Source organism: Georgenia satyanarayanai (assembly GCF_900116375.1).
GTDB lineage: Bacteria > Actinomycetota > Actinomycetes > Actinomycetales > Actinomycetaceae > Oceanitalea > Oceanitalea nanhaiensis.
This window is the reverse complement of record NZ_UETB01000002.1, coordinates 65,725-78,133: the sequence shown is the minus strand read 5'-3', so window position 1 is coordinate 78,133 and position 12,409 is coordinate 65,725. Positions and strand designations below refer to the sequence as shown.

General features: G+C 73.2%; 11 protein-coding genes. 9 read left to right on the top strand and 2 right to left on the bottom strand.

Annotated elements, in window-relative coordinates; genetic code table 11:
* Nucleotides 1-92 precede the first annotated feature (92 nt).
* Nucleotides 93-581: a universal stress protein gene (locus DSZ44_RS04500; RefSeq protein ID WP_110851423.1), complete on the bottom strand. Its 489-nt coding sequence runs from the start codon at nucleotides 579-581 to the stop codon at nucleotides 93-95.
* 88 nt (nucleotides 582-669) lie between these two features.
* Between DSZ44_RS04500 and DSZ44_RS04495 the strand changes: the two genes are divergently transcribed.
* Nucleotides 670-1,245 carry an isochorismatase family protein gene (locus tag DSZ44_RS04495; protein WP_110851422.1) on the top strand — a complete coding sequence of 192 codons (576 nt, stop codon included), beginning with the start codon at nucleotides 670-672 and terminating at the stop codon, nucleotides 1,243-1,245.
* 3 nt (nucleotides 1,246-1,248) lie between these two features.
* On the opposite strand, the gene DSZ44_RS04490 is transcribed toward DSZ44_RS04495, so the two are convergent.
* Entirely contained in the window at nucleotides 1,249-1,653 is a 405-nt protein-coding gene (locus DSZ44_RS04490; RefSeq protein ID WP_146237477.1) for a PH domain-containing protein, read from the bottom strand.
* Nucleotides 1,654-1,857: 204 nt separating this feature from the next.
* On the opposite strand from DSZ44_RS04490, the gene metG reads away from it, so the two are divergent.
* The 8 genes from metG (at nucleotide 1,858) to DSZ44_RS04450 (ending at nucleotide 12,346) form a co-directional block, all read left to right on the top strand.
* Complete coding sequence (gene metG, locus DSZ44_RS04485; RefSeq protein ID WP_110851420.1) at nucleotides 1,858-3,660, top strand: methionine--tRNA ligase; 1,803 nt, start codon at nucleotides 1,858-1,860, stop codon at nucleotides 3,658-3,660.
* On the top strand, nucleotides 3,657-4,571 hold the full coding sequence (locus DSZ44_RS04480) for a TatD family hydrolase (protein WP_110851419.1): 915 nt from the start codon (nucleotides 3,657-3,659) through the stop codon (nucleotides 4,569-4,571). The genes metG and DSZ44_RS04480 overlap by 4 nt, the downstream gene beginning before the upstream one ends.
* A gap of 174 nt (nucleotides 4,572-4,745) precedes the next feature.
* Nucleotides 4,746-5,798: a resuscitation-promoting factor gene (locus DSZ44_RS04475; RefSeq protein ID WP_146237476.1), complete on the top strand. Its 1,053-nt coding sequence runs from the start codon at nucleotides 4,746-4,748 to the stop codon at nucleotides 5,796-5,798.
* Between the two features lie 217 nt (nucleotides 5,799-6,015).
* On the top strand, nucleotides 6,016-7,293 hold the full coding sequence (locus tag DSZ44_RS04470; RefSeq protein ID WP_110851417.1) for a resuscitation-promoting factor: 1,278 nt from the start codon (nucleotides 6,016-6,018) through the stop codon (nucleotides 7,291-7,293).
* Between the two features lie 115 nt (nucleotides 7,294-7,408).
* The gene (rsmA, locus tag DSZ44_RS04465) at nucleotides 7,409-8,305 is read left to right on the top strand and encodes a 16S rRNA (adenine(1518)-N(6)/adenine(1519)-N(6))-dimethyltransferase RsmA (protein ID WP_110851416.1); all 897 of its coding nucleotides are present in this window, start codon (nucleotides 7,409-7,411) and stop codon (nucleotides 8,303-8,305) included.
* Nucleotides 8,302-9,225 (top strand): 4-(cytidine 5'-diphospho)-2-C-methyl-D-erythritol kinase, encoded by a 924-nt coding sequence (locus DSZ44_RS04460; RefSeq protein WP_110851415.1) that lies wholly within the window; start codon nucleotides 8,302-8,304, stop codon nucleotides 9,223-9,225. The genes rsmA and DSZ44_RS04460 overlap by 4 nt, the downstream gene beginning before the upstream one ends.
* 126 nt (nucleotides 9,226-9,351) lie before the next feature.
* Nucleotides 9,352-10,521 (top strand): Na+/H+ antiporter NhaA, encoded by a 1,170-nt coding sequence (locus tag DSZ44_RS04455; RefSeq protein WP_110851414.1) that lies wholly within the window; start codon nucleotides 9,352-9,354, stop codon nucleotides 10,519-10,521.
* Between the two features lie 37 nt (nucleotides 10,522-10,558).
* The gene (locus DSZ44_RS04450; RefSeq protein WP_110851413.1) at nucleotides 10,559-12,346 is read left to right on the top strand and encodes an ABC-F family ATP-binding cassette domain-containing protein; all 1,788 of its coding nucleotides are present in this window, start codon (nucleotides 10,559-10,561) and stop codon (nucleotides 12,344-12,346) included.
* Nucleotides 12,347-12,409: the final 63 nt, after the last annotated feature.

Here is a 12,409-nt window from a genome sequence, read left to right as displayed (position 1 = left end):
GCGGGGGTAGTGGTCCTGCGGGGGTAGTGGTCCTGCCGCGCCGAGAGCTGAGTTGTTACCGACAGACACAGTGCACGTGTCGTCGCGCTGGGTCAGCGCACGACGACGACGGGGACCTTCGCCTCGCGGATGCATGCCGCGGCCGTCGAGCCGACGAGCATGTCCGCGATCTTGGACCGCCCCTTGGAGCCGACGACGAGGACGTCCGCGCCGGCCGCCGCCGACAGCAGGGCCTTGCCAGCCTTCCCGAACGCCGTGTGCGCGTGGACGGTGACGCCGGCGTGCTCAGCGGCCGCAACCTCCGCGCGGCGACGTGTCTCGGCGAGCGTCGCGTCCTGCATCTCGACGATCGAGGGCGTCGTCCCGAAGGGAGCGTCGGGAGGCCGCACCGCCGTCGGGATGCTCCAGGCGCGCACGACGTGCAGGTCGGTGCCACGACGAGCCGCCTCACCGACCGCGTAACGCAGGGCCTGCTCGGCGCAGGCCGAGCCGTCGTCACCCACCAGCACCCCGCCGTCGAGCTCCACGGCCGTGTGGATGCCGGCCATGGTCCAGCTGTGGCGCGCGTCGTCGTCGGCCATGCCTCAACTCTACGACCGGGCCACGCGGCGGTCACGGGAATCGCGTCCGTGGAACGATGGGACTGTCCGCCCTGTGTGAGGAGGCCCCATGTCCGAGCGTCGTGCCCTGCTCGTCGTCGACGTCCAGCCCACCTTCTGCGAGGGTGGCGCGCTGCCCGTGGAGGGAGGCAACGCCGTCGCCCAGGCCATCGCCGAGTACGCCGCTGCCCACCGCGAGCGGTACGCGCTCGTCGTGACGACGCAGGACTGGCACATCGACCCCGGTCGCCACTTCGCCACCCCGCCCGAGGAGCCCGACTACGTCGACACCTGGCCGCCGCACGGCGTGGCCGGGACGGCGGAGGCCGAGCTGCACCCGGCGCTCGCGGGCCTCGCCCCGGACGCCTCGGTGAGGAAGGGCCAGTACGCGGCCGCGTACTCCGGCTTCGAGGGCACCGACGGCGAGGGGCGCACGCTCGCGCAGCTGCTCGACGGTGTGGACGCGGTCGACGTCGTCGGGCTCGCCGAGTCGCACTGCGTCAAGGACACGGCGCTCGACGCGGTGCGGGCGGGCATGTCCGTTCGGGTGCTCAGCGACCTCACCGCGCCGGTCACGGCCGAGCAGGGTGAGCTCGCCCGGGCGCAGCTGCGCGAGGCGGGCGTGGAGCTCACGCCCTCGCGCTGACCCCTACTCGTGGGCCGCCGCCCGCAGCTCCTCGAGCTGCGGCACCGCGTCCGTGGGGATGCACGGCAGCGTCCGCGAGGAGCCGTCGGTCAGGTGCATCTCGACCTTCGGGTCGGTCCACTCGCTGTGGACGGCTCTGACCTCGTCGACGGCGGACCACGGGACGTGTCTGGTCCTCACCCCGCCGCACACCTCGACGCCGTCGACGTCGGCGACCGTTCGGGCGCGCCCCGCGACGATGTTCATCGCCGGGATCAGGACCAGCAGGAGGTAGGCGACGCGGGGGAAAGAAGCCACGTCGTCGCAGGTGAGGGTCCAGGTGAAGAGCAGCAGCAGGACGACGAAGCCGATCTGCTGTACACGGAGCTGCTTGCGGCTCGATACCCGCCACTCGACCCGTCGGTCCACCGTGACCTCTTCCTCGTCGACGTTGACGCGCACATCGTCGTACGGCGCGCGGCGCGCGGCGCGCGGCGCGCCGCGAGTCGCGCCGGGAGGGATCCAGCTGTCGGCGGTAAGTGCGCTGTCGGCGGGAAGTGCGCTCTCGGCGGGAAGTGCGCTGTCGGCGGTCGGGCTGGAGGGGTGCGTCGCCGTGGCAACTAGGCTGGCCCCATGACGAGCATCCTCTCGGCGGTGGCCTGGCCCTACGCCTCCGGCCCGCGCCACATCGGGCACGTGGCCGGCTTCGGCGTTCCCTCCGACGTCTTCTCCCGCTACATGCGCATGGCGGGCCACGACGTCCTCATGGTCTCCGGCACCGACGAGCACGGCACCCCGATCCTCGTCGCGGCCGACGCCGCCGGCGTCTCCGCCCGTGAGCTCGCCGACCGCAACAACCGCCTCATCGTCGAGGACCTTGTCGCGCTCGGACTGTCCTACGACCTGTTCACGCGCACAACGACGCGCAACCACTACGCCGTCGTCCAGGAGATGTTCCGCGCCGTCCACGAGAACGGCTACATGGTCGAGCAGACCACCCAGAGCGCGATCTCCCCGTCCACCGGCCGCACGCTGCCCGACCGCTACATCGAGGGCACCTGCCCCATCTGCGGCTACACCGGTGCGCGTGGCGACCAGTGCGACAGCTGCGGCAACCAGCTCGACCCCACCGACCTCATCGACCCGCGCTCGCGGATCAACGGCGAGACGCCGCAGTTCGTCCAGACCCAGCACTTCTTCCTCGACCTGCCCGCGCTGGCCGAGGCGCTCGGGGAGTGGCTCGACGGGCGCGAGGCCTCGGGCACGTGGCGCCCCAACGTCATCCGCTTCTCCAAGAACATCCTCGCCGAGATCCGCCCGCGCGCGATGACCCGCGACATCGACTGGGGCATCCCCGTGCCGCTGGACGGCTGGCGCGACCAGCCCACCAAGCGGCTGTACGTGTGGTTCGACGCCGTCATCGGCTACCTGTCCGCCTCGGTCGAGTGGGCCCGCCGCAGCGGCGACCCCGACGCGTGGCGTCGCTGGTGGAACGACCCGGAGGCCCTGTCCTACTACTTCATGGGCAAGGACAACATCGTCTTCCACTCCCAGATCTGGCCCGCCGAGATGCTGGCGCACAACGGCCAGGGTGAGCGGGGCGGCAAGCCGGGGGAGTACGGCGACCTCAACCTGCCCACCGAGGTCGTCTCGAGCGAGTTCCTCACCATGGAGGGCAAGAAGTTCTCCTCCTCGCGCGGCGTCGTCATCTTCGTGCGTGACGTCCTGGAGCGCTACCAGCCCGACGCGCTGCGCTACTTCATCTCCGTGGCCGGCCCGGAGAACCAGGACAGCGACTTCACCTGGGCGGAGTTCGTGCGCCGCACCAACGGCGAGCTCGTCGCCGGCTGGGGCAACCTCGTCAACCGCACCGCCTCGATGATCCACAAGAACATCGGCCACGTCCCGCCCGCCGGTGAGCTCACCGACGCGGACCGCGCCCTGCTCGACCAGGTCGAGGCCGGTTTCACCACCGTCGGCGACCTCATCGCCCGCCACCGCCAGCGCGCCGCGATCTCCGAGGTCATGCGCCTGGTGGGCGAGGCGAACAAGTACATCACCGACATGGAGCCCTACAAGCTCAAGGACGAGTCCCAGCAGGAGCGCCGGGCCACGATCCTCCACGTCGCCGCGCAGGCGGTGAGCGACCTCAACGTCATGATCAGTCCCTTCCTCCCGCACAGCGCCAACACCGTCGACGCCGTCATCGGCGGCACCGGCGACGTCGCCCCGCTCCCGCGGGTGGAGGAGGTCGAGGACCTCGACGGCGGACCGGGCTACCCCGTCATCACCGGTGACTACACCGGCGTGCCGGCCTGGGGGCGGCGCCCGGTCCGGGTGGGGGAGCCGGTCGCCAAGCCGGTCCCCGTCTTCACCAAGCTCGACGAGTCCGTCGTCGAGGAGGAGCTGGCCCGCCTCGGCGTCGACGCCTCGTGAGCCCCCGCGAGCGCGGCTGGCCGCCACTCCCCGAGGCGCTGCCCGCCGCCGTCGTCGACAACCACACCCACTTCCCCGTGGGCGCGGACGAGGACCCGGGTGTGCGGGACGGCAGCGAGCCGCTCAGCACGGCCGAGCACCTCGAGCGGGCGGCGTCCGTGGGCGTCACCCGCATGGTCCAGGTGGGCTGCGACCTCGACACCCTCGCCGGCAGCGTCGCGCTCGCCGAGGAGCACCCCCAGGTCGTCGCCGCGCTCGCCATCCACCCCAACGAGGCGCCGCTCCACGCGGGGGTGCGCGAGGTGGCACCGGACGGGCTGGACCCCGCCGTCGCTCGCCGGCACGAGACGTCCCTGGACGACGCCGTCGCCCGGGTCGCCGAGCTCGCCCGCCACGAGCGCGTGCGGGCGATCGGGGAGACCGGTCTGGACTTCTTCCGCGGCGGTGAGCAGGCTCGGCAGGTGCAGCGCAGCGCCTTCCGTCAGCACATCGCGCTGGCCAAGGAGCTGGGACTGGCCCTGCAGATCCACGACCGCGAGGCGCACGAGGACGTCGTCGAGGTCCTCCTCGCGGACGGCGCGCCCGACCGGACCGTCTTCCACTGCTTCTCCGGCGATGTCGACCTGGCACGTACCTGCGCCGAGCAGGGCTGGTACGTCTCGGTCGCGGGGCCGGTGACCTTCAAGGCCAACGACACGCTGCGCGCCGCCGTGCGCGAGGTGCCCCTCGAGCTGCTCCTCGTCGAGACGGACTCCCCCTACCTCACCCCGGCCCCCTACCGGGGCCGCCCCAACGGCCCTTACGTCATGCCGCTCACCGTGCGGCGCCTGGCCGAGGAGACCGGCACCGAGCTGACCACCCTGTGCCACCGGCTGACGGCGAACACCGAAGCGGTCTACGGCACCTGGTAGTCGACCTCTTTCGCCACTCCAGTCACATCAGTAACACCAGTACCTTTCCGCACCAGCATGCGGATTGGCTGCCTTCCCCATCAGGTCACGAATCGGTTACGGTCTACCGCAGGTCAGTCACCACCCGGCACGTCTCGACGAGCCGGGTGCCCTCCCTCCAGACAGGACCATGCTGTGTCAGATGCCGTCAGGCGTGCGCGTCACCGCGAGGTGGCGGCGCCCGCTAACCACGTCCGCACCGTCGCCCGGCGCGGTCTGCACGCCGCCGTCCTCGCCGTCATCGCCGGCGGCACCGCCGCCTTCGCCGGCACCACCGCCCCGGACGCCTCCGCCCCGGACCCGGTGGTCATGGCGGGCACCTCCATCGGCGACGGCGCGGTCGACCGTGCCGTCGCCGGCCTCGCCGCCTCACGCTTCGAGGCTCGGACCCCGCTCGAGGGGGTGGCCGTCGAGCTCGTCGTCGACGGCGAGTCCCAGGAGCTGACCACGCGGGCCGCGACGGTCGCCGAGCTCCTCACCAGCGCCGGCGTCCTCGTCGACCAGGACGACGTCGTCTCCGCGCCGTTGTCCACCCCCGTCGGCGCGGGCATGACGGTGGAGGTGACGACGGTCGACGTCGTCGACGAGCACGTGACCGACACGGACGAGCACGAGACGGTCGAGGAGGAGGACGACTCCCTCCCGCGCGGTGAGCGCGAGGTCGTCACCGAGGGCGTCGACGGCGTGACCGCCACGACCTACCGCATCACCATGACCGGTGGTGAGGAGACCGGCCGCGAGGTCGTCGCGCGCGCCGTCGTCTCCGAGCGTGTCGACGAGGTCGTCAAGGTCGGCACCGCCGAGCCGGAGCCCGAGCCCGAGCCTGCCGCGCCCTCCGCGAGCGGCTCCGCGCCCGCCTCGGTGCCGCCTGCGGTCACCCCCACCGGTGGCAGCCCCAAGGCCATCGCCGCCGAGATGGTCGCCGCCCGGGGCTGGGGCACCGACCAGTACAGCTGCCTCGAGACCCTCTGGCAGCGGGAGTCCGGCTGGAACCCCACCGCCGAGAACCCCAGCTCGGGCGCCTACGGCATCCCGCAGTCGCTGCCCGGCTCGAAGATGGCCTCGGCCGGCTCCGACTGGCGCACCAACCCCGCCACCCAGATCACCTGGGGCCTGGGCTACATCAGCGGCCGCTACGGCACCCCGTGCGGGGCCCTGGGCCACAGCAACTCCCACGGCTGGTACTGAGCAGCTGCGCGGCGTATCACGCGGTGAGTGACCTCACGTAGACCGCCGCGTAACGATTGGATTACAGTCATCTGCGGGCCTCAACGGGTCCCGTGTCGCCCCAGGTGACGCACACAGCCGGATCAGACCCCTCCCGCGGCGCTCGAGCCGTGTCGGTCAGGCCGCCCTCGGGCGACCGGCCCTCGTCTGTGCCGGGACGCGCAACCCTAGGAAGTCCGTGCTCTCTCACGACACGCTCGACCAGAACCCCTCCACCCCTCCCGCTGACGCAGCGCCCCGGCGCCGTCGCCTCCGCGCCGCGCTCGCCACGGTCGGTGCCGCCGCCCTCGTCACCGGTGGCGGCGTGGCCGTCGCCTCGGCCCACAAGACGGTCGCGCTCGACGTCGACGGCGTCGAGCAGACCGTGTCGACCTTCGCCGGCTCCGTCGAGGGTCTCCTCGACGAGCACGACGTCGCCGTCGGCGAGCACGACGCCGTCGGTCCCGAGCTCGACGAGACGCTCGACGACGGCATGCTCGTCGTCGTCCGCAGCGCCCGGCAGATCCGGGTCGACGTCGACGGCGAGCAGCGCGCCATGTGGACGACCGCCCAGACCACCGGTGAGGCGATCCAGTCCTTCGGTGAGGCCGGGCGGCAGATCACCGTCGCCGCCTCCCGCTCCAACGACGGCGGTCGCGAGGCGCTCGACATGCCGCTCGTCGACGGCGCACCGGTCGAGGTCGTCGCCGACGGCGAGACCCAGCGCGTGACGCCCGAGGGCGAGGCGCACCTCGACGAGGTCCTCGAGCTCGCGGGCGTCACGGTCGGCAAGCTCGACGGCGTCGTCGTCGGCACGGGCGAGGGCGGCGTCGTCTCCGTCACGGTCACCCGCGGCACCCACGCCCTGGAGACCGACACCGAGGCCGTCCCCTTCGAGACCACCGAGCGCGAGGACGACTCCCTCTACGTCGGGGAGCGACGGGTCGTGCAGGAGGGTGCCGAGGGGCGTCGTGTGCGCGCGAGCCTCGCCGTCCAGGTGAACGGCGAGGAGCGCGTCTCCGAGGCGAGCAGCTACGTCACCGTCGTGGAGCCGGTCGACGAGATCGTCGCTGTCGGGACCAAGGAGCGCCCCGTCGCCCCGCAGCCCTCCGCGCCCTCCCGTGGCTCGAGCGGTGGCAGCAGCTCCGCTGGTGGCAGCAGCTCCAGCAGCTCCGACGAGTCCAGCAGCGGCGGGTCGAGCAGCTCCGAGGAGTCCAGCTCCGGTGGCGCCCCGTCCAGCGGTGTCTGGGCCTCCCTCGCCCAGTGCGAGTCCGGCGGCAACCCCTCCATCGTCAGCAGCAACGGGCTCTACCACGGTCTGTACCAGTTCTCCGTGGGGACCTGGCAGTCCGTCGGTGGCTCCGGTCTCCCCTCGCAGGCCTCGCCCGCCGAGCAGACCAAGCGCGCCCAGATGCTCCAGGCCCGCTCGGGCTGGGGTCAGTGGCCCGCCTGCTCCGCCAAGCTCGGCCTGCGCTGACACCACACCTCGCGCCGACAGCACCGTCCCTGCCAGCAGGCAGGGGCACGCTGTCGGCGCGAGGTCGTTCCCGGGTGCGGCAGCGGCCGGCCAGGCGCCCGCTAGGCTCGACGCCGTGAGCCACGACCCCGCCCCCACGCCGGCCGACCCCCTGCTCGGGCCCGCCGACGTCCGCGCCCTGTCCGGGGCGCTCGGGATCCGGCCCACCAAGACCCTGGGCCAGAACTTCGTCATCGACCCCGGCACCGTCCGCAAGATCGTCCGCACCGCGGGGGTCACGGCCGGCGACGTCGTCGTCGAGGTCGGCCCCGGGCTCGGCTCGCTCACCCTCGCGCTCCTCGAGACGGGCGCCCGCGTCGTCGCGATCGAGATCGACCCCCTGCTCGCCGAGGCCCTGCCCGCCACCGTCGCCGCCCGGCTGCCCGAGGCGGTCGACCGGCTCCTCGTCGTGCGCTCCGACGCCATGGACGTCACCGAGCTGCCGGCCTTCCCCGGTGAGGGCCCGGCGGAGCCGGGCGCACTCGTGGCGAACCTGCCCTACAACGTCGCGGTGCCGGTGCTCCTCACGCTGCTCGAGCGGCTGCCCAGCCTGCGCACGGGCCTGGTCATGGTGCAGGCCGAGGTCGCCGACCGGCTTGCCGCACCGCCCGGGTCCCGCACCTACGGCGTCCCCTCGGCCAAGGCCGCCTGGTACGCCCGGGCGCAGCGCTCGGCGACGATCGGGCGCACCGTCTTCTGGCCGGTGCCCAACGTCGACTCCGCGCTCGTCCGCATCGAGCGGCGCGACCCGCCGTCGAGCACCGCGAGCCGCGAGGAGGTCTTCGCCGTCGTCGACGCCGCCTTCAGCCAGCGCCGCAAGACGCTGCGCTCCGCCCTCGCGGCCTGGGCCGGGTCAGCCGAGCGGGCCGCGGCCGCCGTCACGGCCGCCGGCCTGGACCCCACCCTGCGCGGCGAGCGTCTCGGCATCACCGACTTCGCCCGCATCGCCGAGCACCGCGGGGCCGGCGCGTGAACCACCCGCCCGGTGCCGTCTGCGTCCGCGCCCCCGGCAAGATCAACCTCGCCCTGCGCGTCGGCGCCCCGGACGAGGACGGCTACCACCCCCTCGCCACCGTCTTCCAGGCCGTCAGCCTCCACGAGGACGTCATCGCCACGCGCGCGGACGCGCTGAGCCTGACCGTCGAGGGCCGCGACGCCGAGCGCGTGCCCACCGACGACTCCAACCTCGCCCTCCGCGCCGCCCGGCTGCTCCAGGAGCACACCGGCATCACCGCCGGGGCCCACCTCCACATCGTCAAGCAGGTCCCGGTGGCCGGCGGCATGGGGGGCGGCTCGGCCGACGCCGCCGCCGCGCTCCTCGCCTGCGACCAGCTGTGGGACGCCGGGCTCGACCGCGAGCAGCTCGTCCGGCTCGCCCGCCGGCTCGGGGCCGACGTGCCCTTCGCGCTGACCGGCCTCACCGCGATCGGCTCCGGCCGCGGCGACGTCCTCACCTCCGCCATGGTCGGCGGCAGCTACCACTGGGTCCTCGCCGTCCAGGACACGGGCCTGTCCACCCCCGAGGTCTTCGCGGCCTTCGACGACGACGGCGGAACCCACGCACCCGCCCCGCACCTGGACGACGCGCTGCTCGTCGCCCTGCGCGGCGGGGACCCGCTCGCGCTGGCCCGCCACCTCGTCAACGACCTCGAGGAGGCCGCCCTCGACCTGCGTCCCGAGCTCGGTGACGTCATCGCCGCGGCCGACCGCGCCGGCGCGCTGGCCGCCGTCCTGTCCGGCTCGGGTCCCACGGTCGCCGCGCTCGCCCTCGACGAGCGGCACGCCCGCTCGGTGGCCGCCGTCGTCCAGGAGGCCGAGGTGGCCCGCGAGGTGCTCGTCGTCACCGGTCCCGTCCCCGGCGCCCGCGTCCTCGAGCAGGTGTCCGGCTCCTAGCCGCCGCGTGCCCGCGGGCCCGCGGGCCCGCGGACAGGTAAAGTGTCTCGCGGCGTGCCGGGAAGTCTGGTCGGCGGGCGGTCCGTCGACCGCTCCTTCTCTTGCCCGACCTCACGACAGGACCTCATGCCCTCCTCCGTCACCGCCGCACTCCGGTCGCCCCGCGCCGGCGCCCTGCTCCTGCTCGTCGCGGCCGTCCTCGGCCTCGTCGCCGCGAACTCCCCGCTCGGCCCCTCGCTCGGCGAGCTCCAGCACACCTACCTGTCCGTGCCGGGGACGGCGATCAGCCTGAGCGTCGGACACTGGATCAGTGACGGGCTGCTCGCCGTCTTCTTCTTCGTCGTGGCCATCGAGCTGCGGCACGAGCTCACGGCCGGTGAGCTCAACAGCCCCTCCAAGGCCATGCGGCCGGCCATCGCGGCGATCGGCGGCGTGATCGTCCCGATCGCGGTGTTCCTCCTCGTCGCCGCCGGCTCGGGCCTCGAGAACGGCTGGCCCATCCCGACGGCCACGGACATCGCCTTCGCGCTCGGCATCCTCGCCGTCTTCGGCCGCGGGCTGCCCGCCCGACTGCGCGTCTTCCTCCTCGCCCTGGCGATCCTCGACGACATCATCGCGATCCTCATCATCGCCGTCTTCTTCACGAGCGACCCGAGCCTCGGCCTCATCGCCGCGGCGGCTGCCGGCACCGTGGTCTTCGCGCTGCTCAGCCGTCTCCTCGGCGGACGGGCGCGGGTGCTCGTCGGCGTCCTCATGGTCGTCGTCGCCCTCGTCACCTGGGGCCTGGTGGTCCTGTCCGGCGTCCACGCGACGATCGCCGGCGTGGCCCTCGGGCTCGCGATGGCGTCCCGTCCGGCGGACCGCACCCGGCACGCCCTCGAGCCCTTCTCCAACGGCGTCGTGCTGCCGCTCTTCGCCTTCTCGGCCGCCCTCGTCGTCATCCCCTCCGTCCCGCTGAACGAGCTCTCCCCGGCGTTCTGGGGCATCGTCCTCGCGCTGCCGGTCGGCAAGATCGTCGGCATCATGCTCGGCGGCTGGCTGGGGGCCCGGTTCGTGCGGGCGGGCGGGACCACCCTCGGCGGTATGGAGCTCCTCGCGGCGGGAGCCCTCGGCGGCATCGGCTTCACCGTCTCCCTCCTCATGAACGAGCTCGCCTACGCCGACGTCACCGAGGTCGCCGACGAGGGCACCCTCGCCGTGCTCGTCGGCTCCGGCATCTCGATGGTCATCGCCGCCGTCGTCGTCAGCCGCCTCGCCCGCAGCTACCGGAGGCGAGAGGCCATCACCGGGGCCTGAGGCCGGGGGCCCCGCGACGGGCACCTACCCTTGACGGGTGGCACATCTTCTCGGGGCCGAGGCCCTGCACCTGGAGTACCCGACGCGAGTCGTCTTCGACTCCGTCAGTCTCGGCGTCGACGAGGGCGACCGCATCGGCATCGTCGGCCGGAACGGGGACGGCAAGTCGAGCCTCCTCGGCATGCTCTCCGGACGGATCGAGCCCGACGGCGGACGTGTCACCCGCCGTGGTGGCGTGCGGATGGGCGTGCTCGACCAGTCCGACACCCTCGACCCCGCGCTCACCGTGGGCCACACGATCGTCGGCGACCGCCCGGAGCACGAGTGGGCCGGGGACGCCCGCGTGCGCGACGTCATCGACGGTCTCGTCTCGGACCTCTCCTGGGACGCCGCGGTCGGCACACTGAGCGGTGGGCAGCGCCGCCGAGTCGCCCTCGCCACCCTCCTCGTGGAGGACTGGGACGTCATCGCCCTCGACGAGCCCACCAACCACCTCGACGTCGAGGGCATCAGCTGGCTCGCCGCCCACCTCAAGCGGCGCTGGACGGCCAGCGCGGGCGGCCTGCTCGTCATCACGCACGACCGCTGGTTCCTCGACGAGGTCGCGACGACGACGTGGGAGGTGCACGACCGCGTCGTCGAGCCCTTCGAGGGCGGCTACGCGGCCTACGTCCTCCAGCGGGTCGAGCGCGACCGGCAGGCGGCCGTCATCGAGGGCAAGCGGCAGAACCTCATGAAGAAGGAGCTCGCCTGGCTGCGTCGCGGCGCCCCCGCCCGCACCTCCAAGCCCAAGTTCCGCATCGACGCCGCGAACCAGCTCATCTCCGACGTGCCGCCGCTGCGGGACCGCACCGAGCTGTCGCGCCTCGCCACCGCACGCCTGGGCAAGGACGTCGTCGACCTCCTCGACGTCTCGGTGTCCTTCGACGGCCGGGAGATCCTGCGCGACGTCGAGTGGCGCATCGCCCCGGGTGAGCGGACAGGGATCCTCGGCGCCAACGGTGCCGGCAAGTCCACGCTGCTGGCGCTGGTCGCCGGCACGCTGGAGCCCACCTCGGGCCGGGTCAAGCGCGGCAAGACCGTGCGACTGTCCATGCTCGACCAGCAGTTCACCGAGCTCCAGGAGATCGCCGGCGACCGCGTCCGCGAGGTGCTGGCCCGCACCCGCACCAGCTACGTCGTCGACGGCAAGGAGATGACGCCGGCCCAGCTGCTCGAGCGGCTCGGCTTCGCCCGCGAGCACCTCTCCGCCCGGGTGGGTGAGCTGTCCGGCGGGCAGAAGCGTCGCCTGCAGCTGCTCCTCATCCTGCTCGCCGAGCCCAACGTCCTCATCCTCGACGAGCCGACCAACGACGTCGACACCGACATGCTCGCCGCGATGGAGGACCTCCTCGACTCGTGGCCCGGCACGCTCATCGTCGTCTCCCACGACCGCTACCTCCTCGAGCGGGTCACCGACCAGCAGTACGCCGTCATGGACGGGCGGATGCGCCACGTGCCGGGGGGTGTGGACGAGTACCTCGAGCTGCGCCGTCGGCAGCAGGACGCGTCGACCGCCGCCGCCGGCGGCGCCACGGCCGCGTCCGCGCCGGCCGGCCAACCCAGCAGCGCCGAGCTGCGGGCGGTCCGCAAGGAGATGGCGGCGGCCGAGCGGCGGCTGGAGAAGCTCTCCGCGCAGGTCGAGCGGCTGCACACGCAGATGGCCGCGCACGACCCCGGTGACTACGGCGGGCTCACCGCGCTCGGGGAGGAGCTGCGCACCCTCGAGGCGCAGGTCGCCGAGCAGGAGGAGCGCTGGCTCGAGCTGTCCGAGCAGGTCGGGTAGCCGGCACGAGAAAGGGCTAGGACGACGGCGGGGGTCGTCCTAGTCTCTGAGCCTCGGACCGAA